Source organism: Oceanisphaera ostreae, assembly GCF_042676125.1.
GTDB classification, from domain to species: Bacteria; Pseudomonadota; Gammaproteobacteria; order Enterobacterales; family Aeromonadaceae; genus Oceanimonas; species Oceanimonas ostreae.
On the sequence record NZ_JBHTJS010000036.1, the window covers coordinates 158,404 to 174,203 of the forward strand.

The 15,800-nt window shown below is 49.5% G+C and carries 18 protein-coding genes; 11 read left to right on the forward strand and 7 right to left on the reverse strand.

What is annotated here, in order from left to right; translation table 11 throughout:
- Positions 1 to 22: 22 nt before the first annotated feature.
- The 3 genes from ACFQ1C_RS10445 to ACFQ1C_RS10455 are packed head-to-tail and all read right to left on the reverse strand — an operon-like array spanning position 23 to position 2,473.
- A complete protein-coding gene (locus ACFQ1C_RS10445) occupies positions 23 to 955 on the reverse strand; it encodes a 5-oxoprolinase subunit C family protein (RefSeq protein ID WP_379558550.1) in 933 nt (310 codons plus the stop codon).
- Positions 956 to 1,717, reverse strand: a complete 762-nt coding sequence (pxpB, locus tag ACFQ1C_RS10450) for a 5-oxoprolinase subunit PxpB (protein WP_379558551.1) — start codon at positions 1,715 to 1,717, stop codon at positions 956 to 958.
- Between the two features lie 9 nt (positions 1,718 to 1,726).
- A complete protein-coding gene (locus tag ACFQ1C_RS10455; protein ID WP_379558552.1) occupies positions 1,727 to 2,473 on the reverse strand; it encodes a 5-oxoprolinase subunit PxpA in 747 nt (248 codons plus the stop codon).
- Positions 2,474 to 3,037: 564 nt separating this feature from the next.
- On the opposite strand from ACFQ1C_RS10455, the gene ACFQ1C_RS10460 reads away from it, so the two are divergent.
- Positions 3,038 to 4,576: a TerC family protein gene (locus tag ACFQ1C_RS10460; RefSeq protein WP_379558553.1), complete on the forward strand. Its 1,539-nt coding sequence runs from the start codon at positions 3,038 to 3,040 to the stop codon at positions 4,574 to 4,576.
- Positions 4,577 to 4,939: 363 nt separating this feature from the next.
- Here ACFQ1C_RS10460 and zntB read toward each other — a convergent pair whose 3' ends face one another.
- A complete protein-coding gene (gene zntB, locus ACFQ1C_RS10465) occupies positions 4,940 to 5,905 on the reverse strand; it encodes a zinc transporter ZntB (RefSeq protein WP_379558554.1) in 966 nt (321 codons plus the stop codon).
- A 125-nt stretch (positions 5,906 to 6,030) separates the two neighbouring features.
- Between zntB and ACFQ1C_RS10470 the strand changes: the two genes are divergently transcribed.
- The 9 genes from ACFQ1C_RS10470 to ACFQ1C_RS10510 all read left to right on the forward strand — a co-directional run bounded on the left by ACFQ1C_RS10470 (position 6,031) and on the right by ACFQ1C_RS10510 (position 12,372).
- Complete coding sequence (locus ACFQ1C_RS10470) at positions 6,031 to 7,833, forward strand: ABCB family ABC transporter ATP-binding protein/permease (RefSeq protein ID WP_379558555.1); 1,803 nt, start codon at positions 6,031 to 6,033, stop codon at positions 7,831 to 7,833.
- Entirely contained in the window at positions 7,833 to 8,120 is a 288-nt protein-coding gene (locus ACFQ1C_RS10475) for a DUF1294 domain-containing protein (RefSeq protein WP_379558556.1), read from the forward strand. The genes ACFQ1C_RS10470 and ACFQ1C_RS10475 overlap by 1 nt, the downstream gene beginning before the upstream one ends.
- Positions 8,121 to 8,183: 63 nt before the next feature.
- Entirely contained in the window at positions 8,184 to 8,828 is a 645-nt protein-coding gene (locus ACFQ1C_RS10480; protein ID WP_379558557.1) for a DUF3047 domain-containing protein, read from the forward strand.
- Between the two features lie 29 nt (positions 8,829 to 8,857).
- Complete coding sequence (locus ACFQ1C_RS10485; protein ID WP_379558558.1) at positions 8,858 to 9,289, forward strand: DUF3465 domain-containing protein; 432 nt, start codon at positions 8,858 to 8,860, stop codon at positions 9,287 to 9,289.
- 32 nt (positions 9,290 to 9,321) lie between these two features.
- Positions 9,322 to 9,876: a DUF1415 domain-containing protein gene (locus ACFQ1C_RS10490; RefSeq protein ID WP_379558559.1), complete on the forward strand. Its 555-nt coding sequence runs from the start codon at positions 9,322 to 9,324 to the stop codon at positions 9,874 to 9,876.
- Between the two features lie 67 nt (positions 9,877 to 9,943).
- On the forward strand, positions 9,944 to 10,450 hold the full coding sequence (locus tag ACFQ1C_RS10495; RefSeq protein ID WP_379558560.1) for a lipocalin family protein: 507 nt from the start codon (positions 9,944 to 9,946) through the stop codon (positions 10,448 to 10,450).
- 132 nt (positions 10,451 to 10,582) lie between these two features.
- On the forward strand, positions 10,583 to 11,044 hold the full coding sequence (locus tag ACFQ1C_RS10500; protein ID WP_379558561.1) for a c-type cytochrome: 462 nt from the start codon (positions 10,583 to 10,585) through the stop codon (positions 11,042 to 11,044).
- 197 nt (positions 11,045 to 11,241) lie between these two features.
- Positions 11,242 to 11,763 carry a cytochrome b gene (locus tag ACFQ1C_RS10505; protein WP_379558562.1) on the forward strand — a complete coding sequence of 174 codons (522 nt, stop codon included), beginning with the start codon at positions 11,242 to 11,244 and terminating at the stop codon, positions 11,761 to 11,763.
- Between the two features lie 33 nt (positions 11,764 to 11,796).
- Positions 11,797 to 12,372, forward strand: coding sequence for a YceI family protein (locus tag ACFQ1C_RS10510; RefSeq protein WP_379558563.1), 576 nt, complete (start codon positions 11,797 to 11,799; stop codon positions 12,370 to 12,372).
- A 144-nt stretch (positions 12,373 to 12,516) separates the two neighbouring features.
- On the opposite strand, the gene ACFQ1C_RS10515 is transcribed toward ACFQ1C_RS10510, so the two are convergent.
- The 3 genes from ACFQ1C_RS10515 to ACFQ1C_RS10525 form a co-directional block, all read right to left on the reverse strand.
- Positions 12,517 to 13,194 carry a cytochrome b/b6 domain-containing protein gene (locus ACFQ1C_RS10515; protein ID WP_379558564.1) on the reverse strand — a complete coding sequence of 226 codons (678 nt, stop codon included), beginning with the start codon at positions 13,192 to 13,194 and terminating at the stop codon, positions 12,517 to 12,519.
- A 184-nt stretch (positions 13,195 to 13,378) separates the two neighbouring features.
- On the reverse strand, positions 13,379 to 14,056 hold the full coding sequence (locus tag ACFQ1C_RS10520) for a hypothetical protein (protein ID WP_379558565.1): 678 nt from the start codon (positions 14,054 to 14,056) through the stop codon (positions 13,379 to 13,381).
- A 126-nt stretch (positions 14,057 to 14,182) separates the two neighbouring features.
- Positions 14,183 to 14,473, reverse strand: coding sequence for a DUF3634 family protein (locus ACFQ1C_RS10525; RefSeq protein ID WP_379558566.1), 291 nt, complete (start codon positions 14,471 to 14,473; stop codon positions 14,183 to 14,185).
- Positions 14,474 to 14,541: 68 nt separating this feature from the next.
- Between ACFQ1C_RS10525 and ACFQ1C_RS10530 the strand changes: the two genes are divergently transcribed.
- Complete coding sequence (locus ACFQ1C_RS10530; RefSeq protein WP_379558567.1) at positions 14,542 to 15,666, forward strand: endonuclease/exonuclease/phosphatase family protein; 1,125 nt, start codon at positions 14,542 to 14,544, stop codon at positions 15,664 to 15,666.
- The last annotated feature ends 134 nt before the right edge of the window (positions 15,667 to 15,800 follow it).

Below are 15,800 nucleotides of genomic sequence, written 5' to 3' on the forward strand. Positions count from 1 at the left end.
TGCAGTGCTCAGTTGTAGGCCTTTATTCTGCAAAATTTGCCCTAAATTTCCGATACTGCTGCTGCGCTTGTGCCGCCGTGGTGGTGGCTAGGCGCAGCGTTTGGCCGGGTTGGCATTGGGCGAGTCGGGCGCAAGCCAGTGGTGTGAGTGTGCCTAGTCGTGGATAGCCGCCAATAGTTTGACGATCATTTAATAGCACTATTGGTTGGCCATCCGGGGGGACTTGCACCGCACCCAGAGTTAGCCCTTCAGAGATAAGGCTGTCTATGCTGCAGTGCAGTATTGGGCCTTGCAGGCGGATCCCCATCCGATCCGATCGAGGATCCAGCCGCCAAGGCTGACTAAGGGCGGCGATCACGCTGTGATCATCAAAAAATCGAAACTGGGCACCGGGAATCAAATCTAGAGTGGGCTCAGCCGTATAATCGGGCAAGGTATGATTGGGCAGAGCGCGTTCAAGCATGGCTATGGCCGTAGTTGAAAAGAGCAGGGTGTCACCAGCCGCGAGTTTACTGCCATCCTCTTTGTGGCCGCCGAGCTTGTCACGAACGACATCGGCGGTGCTGTCTAATACCGGCTTGGCAATAAAGCCTCCGACCACGGCTAAATAAGCGCGCACGCCGGTGCGTGCCATTCCGAGTGTTAACACGTCTCCTATGGCTAAGGTAAAGGGCTGTGCATTTGTTAGCGGCTGGCCGTTACGGTGTGCCTGTATTTCGGCCCCACACAGGGCAAGGGTGCAAGGCTGCTCGGCCATTAGAGTGAGTCCACCCAAGGTAATTTCTAGCGCCGCACAGCCCCAGGCATTACCTAACAACCAGTTGGCCCAGGCCCACGCTTGCAAATCGGCAGGCCCACCTTGGGTCACACCTAAATGGCGCACACCAAAGCGTCCAGCATCTTGTAAGGTACTGAGTGGTCCGGGCCGAGTAATAGTTAAATATCCGTGGGGCAATTAAGGCTCTCTTATGGGGGTTATATCGCCCCCCAAACGTGCAAATTCGGCTTTGTTCACCGGTACAAAGCGCACGCGGTCACCCACCTGTAGCAAGCTTAAGCCGCTGCGCTGGACATCAAATAATCGAGCATTTGTGCGCCCCAATAGATTCCAGCCGCCCGGTGAAGCATGGGGATAGGCGGCGGTTTGACGACCGGCAATGGCGACGCTGCCCGCAGGTACCCTGGGGCGCGGTCGCTCAAGACGAGGTAGCTCAAGCTGTGCGGGCAGGGTGCCCATAAAGGCAAAGCCAGGCGCAAAGCCCAAGGCGAATACCCGATAAATGTGGTCACTATGCAGGGCAATTAGCTTGGCCGTTTCTAGGCCAGTATGTTGTTCTAAGCGTGCCATGTCTGGCCCTACGCTTGCGTGATACCAAACCGATAGCTCTTTAATCGGGCTGTCATTATCGTCACCGCTGTCGGGCGCTAACGTAGCCAGCACTTGCTGTAATAAGCGACGCGCCTGAGCATGATCCAATAGCAAGGCATCAAATTGCACCAATACCGTGGTGTAAGAAGGCACTATGTCCAGCAGTTGCTTGCCAAAGGCCTGCTCGCAGGCGCTCACCAAGGCGGTAATCCAGCCCATGTTACGCTCGTCTATGGTATCGAACAGCCGCACCAGCCAAGCATCCATGCCGGCATTTTCTAGCCGAGGTAACGGTCTCTGGTTATTGCTCACACGGTTATTCAAGCCATTGTTCACGCTCTTATTCAAATGCAGGCCTCACATTAAGCTGGTTAGCATTTGGCGAATGGCACTCACCGCAGCAATAGATTCGGGATTATCGCCATGCACACAGAGGGTGTCGGCTTGTAACCGCAGCGGTTGGCCGTCACTGGCGATTAACGGCTCACCGGTGGCGATACGCCGAGCCTGTTCGATAATTACCATAGAATCGTGATACACGGCGCCAGACTGAGAGCGTGGGACCAGAGAACCTTCGGGGTCGTAGGCGCGATCGGCAAACGCCTCAAACCACAGCGAAATGCCATGACGGGCTGCCAACTCCTGGGCGGGTTGAGCATGTCGGGTGGCCATCAGCATCAAGGGTAAAGTCGGATCAAAGCGTGCTACCGCCTGCATCACGGCGGCCAGTTTAGTGTGATCTTGCATCATGTCGTTATAAAGGGCGCCGTGGGGCTTAACGTAGCGTACCCGAGTGCCTTCGGCACGGCATAGCGCATCCAGTGCCCCTAGCTGATACAGCACCATGTTTTCTATTTCTAGCGCTGAGCATGCTAACGAGCGACGACCGAACCCCACCAGATCCGGATAGGCCGGATGAGCGCCAATGGTTACCTGATGGCGTTGTGCGAGTTGTACGGTACGACGCATGGTATCGGGGTCGGCTGCATGAAAGCCGCAGGCGATATTAGCCAAGTCGACAAAGGGCATCATGGCTTCATCTTGGCCCATGTTCCAAGGGCCAAAGCTTTCGCCCATATCGGCATTTAGCAACAATGTCGCCATGGTATGACTTCCTATTAAAGATAAAAATAAAGGCTAAGACTAAAGCCTATCTTACCGTGTGCCGATGGAGTAAAGCATCTGTCGCTGCTTTACTCTACATACCTCACATTTAATTAAAGTATAGATTTTGTGCTCGAAGACGTAAGCGATAGTACCGAATGCACAAGCAACACCAGTGGTCACTTGGCACGCCTAGCTGAGTTACTGCAAAGTCAGGTGGGTCACTTCAAGGTATAAAACAGAGTCGATTGGCGTGCCAAACTGAGCACGCCATTTACTTTAGAGTAAGTAAAAACATTAAATAGGCTTGCTAGTCCCGTTTTTGCGCTTATCATATGCGTTCATTTTAACCAGAGGTCCGGTCAATCGCCGGTGTACTATATGGATTGCTCGCGACGTTGCTTGCAACACGCTGTTGAATTGTTATTTCCCTCTCGTATTCTGCTGTTTTCGGCTTGTGCCGCTCCATCCGAATTTGTTTGCTGCTCCGACTATACTGATGCTTTCGGTATGGCTTACATTGCTTATTAATCTGCTCATCGACTTTTTATTAAAAGGTAAATCATGGAATTCCTGATAGACCCGTCTATGTGGGCGGGCTTAATAACATTGATAGTGTTAGAGATTGTACTGGGTATCGACAACCTAGTGTTTATTGCCATATTGGTCAAAAAACTCCCACCTCATCAGCGAGATAAAGCGCGCATTATCGGTTTGTCACTGGCGCTAGTGATGCGTTTGGCTCTGTTAAGTGTCGTTTCTTGGTTGGTAACGCTGACCACGCCGCTGGTCACCTTGTGGGATCAGAGCTTCTCCGGTCGAGACCTGATTTTGATAGCCGGTGGTTTATTTCTGCTGTTTAAAGCCACCACAGAGCTACATGAGCGACTGGAAGGCTCAACGCACGAAAGCAACAACAGTGGCGTTTATGCCGGCTTTGGCGTGGTGATCGCCCAGATATTGGTGTTAGATGCGGTATTTTCGCTCGACTCCATTATTACCGCTGTCGGCATGGTCGATAGCTTAGCGGTGATGATGACTGCTGTGATTCTGGCGATGCTGGTGATGTTGATGGCGTCGAAGTCATTAACTGACTTTGTGAATGCCCACCCCACCGTGGTGGTGCTGTGCCTGAGCTTTTTACTGATGATAGGTTTTAGCTTAGTAGCAGAAGGCTTTGGTTATCATATCCCTAAAGGCTATTTATATGCGGCTATTGGCTTCTCTATTTTAATCGAATTTTTAAACCAGTTGATCAAGCGCAATTTTGCCAAAGAGCAAGCACAGCTGCCGCTACGTGAGCGTACCACTACTGCAATATTTCGCCTGATGGGCGGGAAGCTCTATACGGATGAAGATGCTGAGCCAACGCAAAATACGACGTTGGAGCAGAGCTTTGCCGAAGAAGAGCGCAATATGATCAGCGGTGTTTTATCTTTAGCCGAACGCTCAACTCGCACGGTAATGACGCCGCGATCCGATATTGCCTGGTTGGATATCTCCGATAGCCGCGAAGAGGTATTAGCTGAACTCATGGCGTCTTGCCATAGCCAGTTTCCGGTGTGCGATGGCGAATTAGATAATCTACTGGGTGTGGTGCGGGCCAAAGACTTAATGGTCGGCCTCAAAGAAGGTAAAACACTGGCCGAGATGGCCGCAGGTAACGATTCCATTATCGTGCCTGACAGTATTAGCGTTATCCGTTTGCTGAATGTATTACGCGAAGCGCGGGGCAATGTGGTCCTAGTTAACGACGAGTTTGGAACTGTGCAAGGACTGGTGACCCCCCACGATTTACTAGAAGCGATTGTGGGTGAGTTTCTTGATGAAGATGAAGACCCTGAAGTCGTTAACGAAGGTACTGGTTGGCTAGTTAAGGGCAGCACCGATATCCATTATCTTGAACAGGTGCTATCTCGCCGCGGATTGGTTGATCCTGAAGAAGAATATGCCACTCTGGCTGGCATGTTATTGGCATGGAGTGGTCAACTACCGGTTGAGGGCGCGGTGTTTGAACATGAAGACTTACGCTTTGAAGTGGTAGAACTAAGTGATTTTCGCATTGCCCAAGTGCGGATTACGCCGATTACTGCCGCTATCTAATGTGGTCGAACGATAAAAACGGCGCCATTTAGGGCGCCGTTTTTGTTTTCTGGCTTAAGCCGTGCTGTTAAGTAATAATTCCTGTGGCACTTTCGGTCAATTTTTCTTTCAGAAATCTAAGGCCTTTTTGCCACGGAACGCACGGAATCCCCGGAAAAATAGTGATCAGATCTGAAAGTGACTTTAACGCTAAAGCTGCATCATTACAGAGCCAGCTCTTACCAAGAGCAAGCCCTTATCACTTAGTGCTAGTGACCTCTTCCGTGTTTTTCTGTGACAAAGAAGATCTTGAGCCTACAGCTTCGGTTCCATATCTGTTATGCCGCTCGCTCTGGGTTTGTCCGTCACTCTTCACGCTGTCTCCTACCACCAGCGCCGTAGTTTTAGCCAGACTCCCAGCCCAACCGCCAATCCTAAAAGAATCATGCAGAAGCTCCAAAAAGCGAGGGGATTTTCGGCGCCGGGCATGCCGGCTAAGTTAATGCCAAATAAGCCGGTGAGAAAGCTGGCAGGTAAAAACAGTAGCGCCATAATCGACATTTGATAGGCGCGGCGGTTGGTGGCTTCGGCCATGATGTTGTTGACCTCGTCTGCCAGCACGGCGGTACGTGCCACACCTGCGTCTAAGTCGTCCAGCCAGCGCCGTAGTCGGTCGGCAATATCCAGTAAACGGCGGCGGTCGTCGTCATTTAGCCAACTTATTTTCTCGCTGGCCAACCGCGCCACCAAATCCCGCTGGGGAGAAAGATAGCGGCGGATCATAATCAGCTGCTTGCGAATACGGCCCAGCTGGCCATTGGCTGGCATGTTATTTTCGAGTACGGATTCTTCTAAATCCAATATTTTATCATGCAGTGTTTCTACAAACTCGCCGGCACGATCGGTAAGGGCATCACATATTTCTACCAGCCAATCGCTGGGGTTAACAGGCCCATCTTGGGTGGCGAATTGCTCAAAAACGTCTCTTTCCGATAGCAATGGTCGACATCGGCTGCTGATAATCAGCTGAGCATTAATAAAAATGCGCAGCGCCACCATTTCTTCTGGCCTGTCGTGCTCGTTATGGTTGATGCCGCGTAAAATCAGCAACAAACTTTCACCTTGGCGTATTAGCTTGGGTCGGCTGCTTTGGCCGAGCAGGGCCTCGCGGGCGCTCTCGCTAAGCAAGTTGCTCTGTTGCAACCATTGTTGGGACTGTGGCTGCCCGTAATCCAGATGCACCCAAGCCGGTGCCGTTGTCGGTAATTCTGTCCCTGCGGTGAGCGCTTGCATGCCGCCGTTACCGTCCAGTTGCAGGCTATAAATGGTGTTTTCTGGCACCCGTTCCATGGTCGGTCCTTTTATCACGCTGAGATCTCAGCTTACACTAAAGTGGTTTCAACTGAAGCATGTCACCTTGTGGTGCTGGACGAGGTATCATCAGGCTATGATGATTTTTTTATTTAGGCGAGTACATGCGACGCGGCTCCTTTAATCCCGAGGCACAAGACGGCACTTTTAACTGGCAAACCTTGCGTACGCTGCTGCCGTACTTGCTGGAGTATCGCGGGCGTATTGTATTGGCGCTGGGCTGCCTAGTTGCGGCAAAAGTGGCCAGCGTCGGCCTGCCTTTTATTCTTAAGTATATTGTTGATGCCATGGATCATGGCATAGCGAATGACGCAGGCAGTAACGTGTTGGTACTACCCTTGGGCTTGTTATTAGCCTATGGGGTGGTGCGCCTTGCAAACGTGTTGTTGGGAGAAATTCGTGATGCCTTATTTGGCCGGGTGACCGAACGTGCCATGCGCCGTATCGGACTCTCGGTATTCAATCATCTGCATCGACTAGAGTTGGGCTTTCATCTTAACCGTAATACTGGTGGCTTATCCCGCGATATTGAACGAGGCGTGTCGGGCATTAGCTTCTTACTGCGCTTTATGGTGTTTAACATAGTGCCGACTCTGTTCGAAATTGCCATGGTGATCGGGATCTTGCTAATTAACTATTCGGTGTGGTTTGCACTGGTGACGTTTGTTGCGGTGGTGGTGTACATCGTCTGGTCGGTGATTGCCACCGACTGGCGCACCGGCTATGTGCGAGCGGCCAATCAGGCGGACTCGCAAAGTAACTCGCGAGCGGTAGACAGCCTGCTGAACTTTGAGACGGTAAAATACTTTACCAACGAGCAATATGAAGCCGACCGCTATGACACCGACTTGGCGCAGTGGGAACAAGCTCGGCGCAGCAATCGTTTGAGCTTATTTGCACTTAATGGCGGCCAAGCCCTGATTATTGCCGTGGCCATGACCACCATGATGGTATTAGCTGGGCAAAATGTGGTGGCAGGCACCATGACCTTAGGCGACTTTGTGCTAATAAACGCCTTTATGATGCAGCTCTTTTTGCCGCTAAATTTTTTGGGCTTTGTATATAGAGAGATGAAAGGCTCCATGGCCAATGTAGAGCGCATGTTTAGTTTGCTGCGCCGCGCGCCCTTAATTAACGATGACCGGAGCGCAACGAGCTTGGCGGTGAGCCAGGGGGAAATTGAGTTTCGACAGGTCAGCTTTGGATATGGGCCAGAGCGACCTATTTTGGATCAGGTGAGCTTTAAGGTGAGGCCGCAGCAAAAAGTGGCGGTAGTGGGAGCCAGCGGTGGCGGTAAATCGACGTTAGTAAAGTTGCTGTTTCGTTTTTATGACGTGGACGATGGGGCCGTGTTGATTGATGGCCAAGATATTCGCCACGTCACCCAAGACTCCTTGCGCCAAGCCATTGGCATAGTGCCGCAAGATACGGTGCTATTTAATGCCTCTATTTTTGAAAATATTCGCTATGGGCGTATTACGGCCAGCGATGAAGAAGTGAATGAGGCCATTCAGTTAGCGCATTTGGCTGACTTTATTGCCCAACTACCCGCAGGAGTCGATACTCAAGTAGGCGAACGCGGACTTAAGCTTAGCGGTGGCGAGAAGCAACGGGTGGCTATTGCCCGCACTATTCTCAAGCGTCCACCGATACTGATATTTGACGAAGCGACCTCATCCCTAGATAGTCGTTCGGAACAAAGCATCTTGCAGGCCATTCGTGAAGTGTCGCGTGGCCAAACCAGCCTAGTGATTGCCCATCGGTTGTCTACCATTGTGGATGCCGACCATATTTTAGTGATGGATCAGGGGCGTATTGTTGAGCAGGGCAGTCATCAAGAGCTGCTGCAGCAACAGGGCCGTTACGCTCAGTTGTGGCAGTTGCAGCAACAACAGGAGTTATCGTAATGTCGCTAGATTGGTGGATGATATTGCCAGCCGCTTATGGGGTGCTCAGTCTGATCACGTTTGTGCTTTATGGCTGGGATAAACGCGCGTCTATTCGCAATAACTGGCGTGTTCGCGAGCGTACTTTACACATATGGGCATTGTGTGGCGGTTGGCCGGGTGCTTGGCTGGCACAACGTTGGCTAAGGCACAAAACGCAAAAAGTGGCGTTTCGCCGGGTGTTCTGGCTCACGGTGGTCGGCAATCTGGCGATATTAGTCGCCGCCTGGATGTTGTTTCGAGGTTGATTCGCAAAGCATCCCCGCGCTGAGGCCTATACTGGCTGAAGGATCACCATTTAGGATACCATTATGCTTAACCGTACCTTGGTCAGCGCCATATTTGGCTGGTTGTTACTGGGATTGTCTGCGTCGGTACCGGCTCTGGAATTTTCTACGGCGGCGATGCTGGGCTGGGAGCCCAAAAGCTTTGCTGGCGATACCGAATACCGGCCGGTGTTCGACCCCCTGTTGCAGCAGCAAGTGGTGCGGGCCAGCAGCCAAGCGGCGGCGTCCGGCCTGTTCTATGAGCAACGTATCGATTTAGATGCAACCCCTTGGCTCAGCTGGCGCTGGCGTGTGGAGCGATTTCCTAACGTGGCCGACGAACGCACCAAGGCGGGAGACGATTTTGCGGTACGGGTCTATGTGGTGGTCCGCGACGGTTGGACCCGACTGAGCAGTAAAGCAATCAGCTACGTTTGGGCGCAAGAAGCGAGAGTGGGGCTGCGCTGGGCGAATCCCTTCGCCGGTGACAAAGCGATGATGCTGGCACTGCGTAATCGACAGGATGGTGATGGCTGGGTAAGCGAAAAACGCAATATTAAGGCGGATTTGCGGCGGCTATTTGGTAAGGATTTTCGTTATATTGAAGCGGTCGCCATTATGACCGACGCCGATAACGGTAAGAGCAGTGCTATCGGTTATTATGCAAATTTTGCTTTTACCCGTGAATAACATACCCCTGTGACGAGGTGACAAAATTGATGAAAAAGCTCCTTATTGCCCTAGTGGTTGGTCTCGGCCTAGCTGGTGCACAGACTCAGTCCCCGCCGCTTTTTGACTTTTTATCGACGGCACAGGCCGCCTCCGATCCGCTCGCGCTGGCCTATCAAAACCGGCAGAGCGACGTACAGGTAGAGGGCCGCGGCCGGGTTACCCGGCTATTGGCAGATGATAATAAGGGCTCTCGCCATCAGCGCTTCATACTGGCGCTGCCGAGCGGTCAGACCCTGCTAATTGCCCATAATATCGACTTGGCACCGCGCATCAACGGCCTGAAAGAGGGTGATACGGTGACGTTTTACGGTGAATATGAATGGAATAACAAAGGCGGCGTGGTGCACTGGACTCACCACGACCCCCGAGGTCGTCACCTGGGCGGCTGGCTGCAGCATAATGGCAAACGTTATCAATAACCGGCATTAGATATTTGAAAAGAGAACTCCACATGTCAGAACAACTGCAGTATATAGAGCATACTGAAAATTGGGTTAAGCAGGTGATTATGAAATATAACCTGTGCCCGTTTGCTCGCCAAGAAGTGGAGCGCGCCAGCATTCGCTATGTGGTGGTTGAGGAGCATAAGGCCAAGGCAGTATTACAGGCACTGTTAGCCGAATGTGCTTTATTAGATGAACAACCAGCAGTAGAAACCACGCTGGTGATTTTACCTCGGGGATTCGAAGGCTTTTATGCTTATTTGGACTTGGTTGATTTGGCCGATGAGGCGTTATTTGACCAAGGATATGAAGGGAAATATCAGCTGGCCAGTTTTCATCCCGACTACTGTTTTGACGGTGAAGCTCAAGATGATGCGGCTAATTATACTAATCGCTCGCCTTATCCAACTCTGCATATTATTCGTGAAGCCAGTATGGAAAAAGCCTTAGCCAATTATAGCGATCCTGAGTCTATCCCTGAGCGTAATATTGCGTTTGCTCGTCGCAAAGGCAGTGATTTTTTTGTTAAGTTACTAGCGGAGTGTCATAAGTCTGTCCCTTAGTCACAACGGCTTTACCGCCATTAAGCTGTTCGCTTATGCTGCAGCACCGTTATTACGAGGACGTAGCATGCGTATTTTATTACTGTGTATTGTGGGTTTATTAGCCGGTTGTACAGGCATGCCTGAGGGCGTCACCCCCGTTAAAAACTTTGATAGTGAGCGTTATCTGGGTACTTGGTATGAAATTGCCCGCCTTGATCACTCGTTTGAGCAAGGGTTAGAGCAGGTAAGCGCCGAGTATCAGCAGCGTGACGACGGGGGACTTCGCGTAATTAACCGCGGTATCGATGCGCAAAGTGGCGAGCAAAAAGAAGCACAAGGCAAAGCCTATTTTGTGAATGGTGAACAAGAGGGCCATCTTAAAGTGTCTTTCTTTGGTCCGTTTTATAGCTCTTATGTGGTGTTTGAGCTGGGTGATAACTATGAGTACGCCTTTATTTCTGGATATAACCACGACTATCTGTGGCTATTGGCCCGACAATCTGAAGTGAGCCCGCAATTAAAAACGCAGTTTGTGGCCAGGGCGAAAGCCTTGGGGTTTGCCACGGAAGATCTTATTTGGGTAAAACATTAAGGTTTGTTTTAGCATTAGTGCACAGCTTGGTATTTTGTTGGTGGCTTTGCTGTATTTGATAGTTTATGGTTAGGCAATAATTGCTACAAAGCTAGTTTAAAAGCACTAAAAAATAACAAAAAGGAGCAAGTGATGCTGAAAAAAATCGCGCTGGTAGCCATTGGTGGTCTTTTCGCCACTACCGCTATTGCCCAGACCGAGCTGTTCAAGGCCGATGATCTGGTTAAATATCGTCAGTCTATCTATCAAATTCTGAGTGCTCAAGCCACAGTACTGGGTGCCACGGCCAAGGGCGAAATTGAGTTTGATCCGGAAATAGTGCGCGAACGCGCATTAAACATGAGCAATGTAGCCAAGTTACTAGGCGAAACCTATGTGCCTGCGACTCAAGGCGTTAAAGACAGCAACATGCTGCCAGCAGCCTGGGAAGACATGGACGGTTTTAGTGGCAAAGGCAAAGCCTTTGGTGGCGCCTTGCAAGAGCTGATCGCTGTGTCTGGCGAGGCTGGTTTCGATAAAAAAGCCGCAGGTCCTGCCATTGTCAAGGTACTGAAAAGCTGTAAAGCCTGTCACGACGATTATCGTGCAGACTAATAATCGCGATTAATTAACGCGTGATCTGACGTAAAAGGAGCCTAAGGGCTCCTTTTACGTTAATGCATGTTAAATGCATATTTATATAGGTCATAAAAAACAGTACTGATTGACGAAATTTACGTTTATATGATGCAGGCTGTTATATTCTTATGAGTATAAATAGCAATACTACGCAGTGACTGGGATTATTTGATATGCAGAAATATTCGATTTTAATGCGTATTTTACATTGGCTAACTGGGCTCATAATCGTGGCCTTATTTGGCGTTGGCTTGTGGATGCGCAGTCTTAGCTATTACGATTCGCTGTATCAAGTGCTGCCGTTCTGGCATAAGAGTGTCGGCTTTTTATTACTTTTCTTAATACTGTTACGTTTGGTTATTCGTACCACCACGAGCCTACCAGCGCCGTTACCCTCGCATAAAGCTTGGGAGCGAGTATTAGCGCGTGGCACCCACTGGCTGCTATATGGCTTGATGTTTGGTTTATTTATTAGCGGCTATTTGGTTGCCACGGCTGATAATCGACCGGCCTCATTTTTTGGTTGGTTCGATATTCCGGTATTAATAACGGCCATTGATAATCAAGAAGACATAGCCGGCTGGATTCATGAGTACTGTGCGTGGTCACTGATTGGCCTATCGGTATTACACGGGTTGGCAGCGATTAAACACCACTGGTTAGATAAAGATGCTACGTTGAAGCGGATGTTGTAGCGTACCAAGCATAAACCCACGAGGAGAGTAACAATGAAAAAAACTGTGATTGCCGCCGCCATGCTCATGTTGGCCCCACAAGCCTTTGCTGCGCCAGAAACCTATGTGGCAGATACTGAAGGCATGCACGCTTCGGTTAATTTTAAAGTTAACCATTTGGGTTATAGCTGGGTAGCCGGGCGTTTTAATGACTTTAAAAGCAGCTTTGTGTTTGACGAAGATGATGCGGCTAACAATAGTGTTGAAGTGACCATTAATACTAATAGCATTGATACCAATCATGCTGAGCGTGACCGCCACATTCGTAGCGATGATTTTTTGAATGTTAAAAAATTCCCCCAAGCCAGCTTCAAGAGTACTAGTGTCACCAAAGACGATGACGACGGTGAATACACCGTTAAAGGTGATTTAACCCTATATGGTGTGACTAAGCCGGTTGAGTTTGAAATTGAAGAAGTGGGTGCGGGTAAAGACCCATGGGGCGGTTATCGTCGAGGCTTTGAAGGTGAAATGGAGTTAAAGCCCGCAGACTTTGGCATGAATTACGATTTAGGCCCTGCCGCTGCGACTATTTACCTTGAGTTTCATATCGAAGGTGTAAAGCAGTAAACCAGATCGCCGAGCATCAGGCGCCCTGCGCCACGCTTAACCAAGAGCGGAACTATTTGTAGACACCTACTTTCCCTGTAAAACGAAAAAGCTCTAAGCCATGGCTTAGAGCTTTTCTTTTGGCTTGATGCTTAGTGTTGTCGCTTATAAATAATAAAACAGTATCCAGACGGGCGTTGCCGCTAGCGCGACGGCAATAACGAAGCGTATCCAAGGGAAAGCGGCAGTAGCAGGTAGCTCATCTGCCAATCGCGCCTTGGGCGCGTCTTTATGGCCGGTTACCATGGCTTTTACTAAACCTTCACCCCGTAGCCGATACATCACTATAGCCAAAATATGCATGCCCACGATTAATAAGATGCCCCAATAAAACCACTTCTTGTGTAAAAAGGTCATCAGCTTGGTGGTGGCGCCAGAGGCATACATATACAGCGGACCGTTATAAAAAATGTCATCAGTGGCAAATAAACCGGTGGTTAGCTGAAATAACAAGGTCGCCAATATTACCAATACCATAATGCCGCCCACGGGGTTGTGGCTCAGGTAAATGGGCTTGTTGGGTTTATGGCTGACTAGCAGGTAATTAACAATATGCTTGGGATGATAAAGAAAGTGGCTGAAACGCGCATAAGGAGTACCAATAAAGCCCCAGACAATGCGATAGGTGATCAAGGCCAGCAAAGCTTGTGCAAACAGCATGTGCCGGTCCATATCGTCGCCTGCCGAATACCATAATAAAAACAGCAGTACGGGTAAGCACCAGTGAAAAACCCGAATAGACCAGTCCCAAACTTTAATGGGCCTAGAGTGTAAGCGGCTCATGAATGTGTTCTCCTGTGAGCTAAGTATGGGAGTATTCTAACCGGATCACCGCGCTTATTTAAGACTATGCTTATCTTAGTGAGGAAGAGTGTGACGCCCGTCTTTTTTGGCTCGCGCGGGCTATCAAGCAAAACATCCCGGCAAAGCCGGGATGTAAATAACATTTACTTGAAAAAAGTGGGTATTACTGGGCAGCTGGCTGCTGTATTTTGGTGAGTGCTTGCTCTAGACCTTGGCGAAACTGGCTACGAGTGAGCGCGTTAATTTCTTCCCATTTTTCTTTAGGGGCGAAGTTAACCTTGGTTTCGGTGGTCACGTCTTTGCCTTGTAATGCTATCCAGCGCGCATCGTAGTTGCGAGTTTGCTCGCTATCCCACTCTAATACTTGGCTAACTATCGATTTCAAACGGTCGGGATTGCTCATCGAATAAGGAGTGATATTCACACCAAAGCGCTGGTTTAGCTGACTAACGGCGGCATGAGCTGTGTTATCGCCAGATTTATTTGCATCACTGCGCGCGCGCAGCTGGGCCGCATAAAACCAGAAGGTAGCCTGATCCTGATAGTCGTTATCGAACATGATGGCCGAGATCAGATATAAGACGGGCGGCACATAAGCATTCGGGTTTTTCAGTATGTCGTTGACGGTCTCGCCTTTGCCGCTAGTAATTGCATCCATAGCTTGCTGAGATTTCTTCACATCAATTTGGGCGAATTCTCCTTTAGGAACAATTTGCTGAGCAGGTTGGTTCTGGCTAGAGTTTGCCTTGGTGTTAGGCTCAGATTTACTGGTCTTCTCAGAAGACGGCTGGCTAGAACAAGCAGCTAAAAGGCCACAAAGTAATAAAGGATAAAGCTTCATAGGTTAACCTCATTAAGAATAATATACCCAGCAAAGCGGGAAATAGAGTTCAGGTCAAGAGCATTGAGATAATTTTAAATTATTTCATAGGGAGATAGCGTTGGTGAAGCATGTTCTGACTCTTTATCATTGTTGCTGCCAAAATAAATGAAGATTTTGGCGATAAGAAGCCGGAATGCTGCGAGAGCAGCTAAGGGTTATCTCGTTACCTTTTTTTAGGCCACGAATAGTTCCCTGCAACACATACGCATCTTGAATCAATTGCCGACAATGCAGCACTAGCGCTTGGGGTGGCTGCCCACGAGTTACCTTAACGTGGGCACCTTCAATGGTAATTAAAAAGCGCTCTTGACGGCGACGCAACAGATATAGCAAGGCGAACAATGCGAGAGAAACAAGTAGCATATTGCTGAACATCTTTTTCATCCTTGAAAGCAATATTTAATGAATAATGACAGTTTGAACCATAAAGGCAAGTTACGCTCATGATGTTGCCATTAAAAATGAGAGTCGCCACTTTTAATGTGGCGCTAAATCGTTCTCAGCCAGGAAAACTTGCGGCAGATCTAGCGGCTGACCATCGCCAACCTCAGAATCTTGCCCGCATTTTACAGCATGTTAGGCCCGATATCGTGCTACTTAATGAATTTGATCATGATGGCGAAGGTTTCAATGACGGGCATTTGCAGGTGTTTTGCCGTGATTATCTGGCAAAAGGAGAACAAGGTATTGATTATCCTTATTGCTACTTAGTTCCCACCAATACAGGGATGTTGTCGCCTTTATCGCTACACGGTCAGGGGCGTCCGAGTTTACCTGCTGACGGTTTAGGCTTTGGTGCCTTTCACGGGCAATATGGTTTTGCGGTGTTATCGCGCTTTCCGTTATTACTTGAGCAACAGCGTAGTTTTCGCCAATTTTTATGGCGTGATATGCCTAACGCGCGCTTACCGCAAAAGGAACTAGGTTGTTATTACAGTGCCGATGTGCTGAATATATTACCGCTGTCCTCTAAAAATCATCTCGACCTACCAGTGCAGCTACCCAATGGCCGAGTGCTGCATCTTCTGGCTTGTCATCCTGCGCCGCCTATCAATGAGGGGCCAGAACGGCGCAACAGCTGCCGCAATCATGATGAGTTAAGGCTGTGGCATGATTATATTCGCAGTCCCCAAGGACATTACTTAATAGACGATAGTGGCAAGCAAGGCGGGCTAGAGGCCGGTGCCGATTTTGTTATTTTGGGTGACTTAAATGCCGATCCAACAGATGGTGACGGTTTTCGTGAGGGCATTCAGGGATTATTGGCCGATCCGGCGCTTAATCAATCGGTAGCACTAGGCCGATTGCGGCCAGCGGCTCGTGGCGGCTTTGCACTGCAGCAAACAAACACTCGGATGGGCTCGCCTAAGTACTGGACCCATAGCCAAGGGTTGCGGCTAGATTATGTGCTGCCGAGTGCGGGTCTTCAGGCATTAGCCAGTGGCGTATATTGGCCAGAGCGGAATAAGGTGAATGCTGAACTGTTTTGGAATAAACGCGGTTGGCCAGACAGTCGAGCCAGCTCAGATCATCGCCTGGTATGGGTGGACTTGATATTTGAAGTGTGAGTTAAGGTGTGAGCATCCTCACGCTTTTATTCCGCCGATGATTAATAACGCGAGCAATATCAAATACTGACGATACAAGGCTAGGCTTTTAAGGCACTTAGTTATTTAATGGCGACTGAGACCCTGTATTGCTT

Bases quoted from the DNA above. Each gene is read 5' to 3' on its own strand.
- ACFQ1C_RS10455 (WP_379558552.1), bottom strand. From the start codon at position 2,473: ATGGCGACATTGTTGCTAAATGCCGATATGGGCGAAAGCTTTGGCCCT.
- ACFQ1C_RS10460 (WP_379558553.1), top strand. From the start codon at position 3,038: ATGGAATTCCTGATAGACCCGTCTATGTGGGCGGGCTTAATAACATTG.
- zntB (WP_379558554.1), bottom strand. From the start codon at position 5,905: ATGGAACGGGTGCCAGAAAACACCATTTATAGCCTGCAACTGGACGGT.
- ACFQ1C_RS10470 (WP_379558555.1), top strand. From the start codon at position 6,031: ATGCGACGCGGCTCCTTTAATCCCGAGGCACAAGACGGCACTTTTAAC.
- ACFQ1C_RS10475 (WP_379558556.1), top strand. From the start codon at position 7,833: ATGTCGCTAGATTGGTGGATGATATTGCCAGCCGCTTATGGGGTGCTC.
- ACFQ1C_RS10480 (WP_379558557.1), top strand. From the start codon at position 8,184: ATGCTTAACCGTACCTTGGTCAGCGCCATATTTGGCTGGTTGTTACTG.
- ACFQ1C_RS10485 (WP_379558558.1), top strand. From the start codon at position 8,858: ATGAAAAAGCTCCTTATTGCCCTAGTGGTTGGTCTCGGCCTAGCTGGT.
- ACFQ1C_RS10490 (WP_379558559.1), top strand. From the start codon at position 9,322: ATGTCAGAACAACTGCAGTATATAGAGCATACTGAAAATTGGGTTAAG.
- ACFQ1C_RS10495 (WP_379558560.1), top strand. From the start codon at position 9,944: ATGCGTATTTTATTACTGTGTATTGTGGGTTTATTAGCCGGTTGTACA.
- ACFQ1C_RS10500 (WP_379558561.1), top strand. From the start codon at position 10,583: ATGCTGAAAAAAATCGCGCTGGTAGCCATTGGTGGTCTTTTCGCCACT.
- ACFQ1C_RS10505 (WP_379558562.1), top strand. From the start codon at position 11,242: ATGCAGAAATATTCGATTTTAATGCGTATTTTACATTGGCTAACTGGG.
- ACFQ1C_RS10510 (WP_379558563.1), top strand. From the start codon at position 11,797: ATGAAAAAAACTGTGATTGCCGCCGCCATGCTCATGTTGGCCCCACAA.
- ACFQ1C_RS10515 (WP_379558564.1), bottom strand. From the start codon at position 13,194: ATGAGCCGCTTACACTCTAGGCCCATTAAAGTTTGGGACTGGTCTATT.
- ACFQ1C_RS10520 (WP_379558565.1), bottom strand. From the start codon at position 14,056: ATGAAGCTTTATCCTTTATTACTTTGTGGCCTTTTAGCTGCTTGTTCT.
- ACFQ1C_RS10525 (WP_379558566.1), bottom strand. From the start codon at position 14,473: ATGTTCAGCAATATGCTACTTGTTTCTCTCGCATTGTTCGCCTTGCTA.
- ACFQ1C_RS10530 (WP_379558567.1), top strand. From the start codon at position 14,542: ATGATGTTGCCATTAAAAATGAGAGTCGCCACTTTTAATGTGGCGCTA.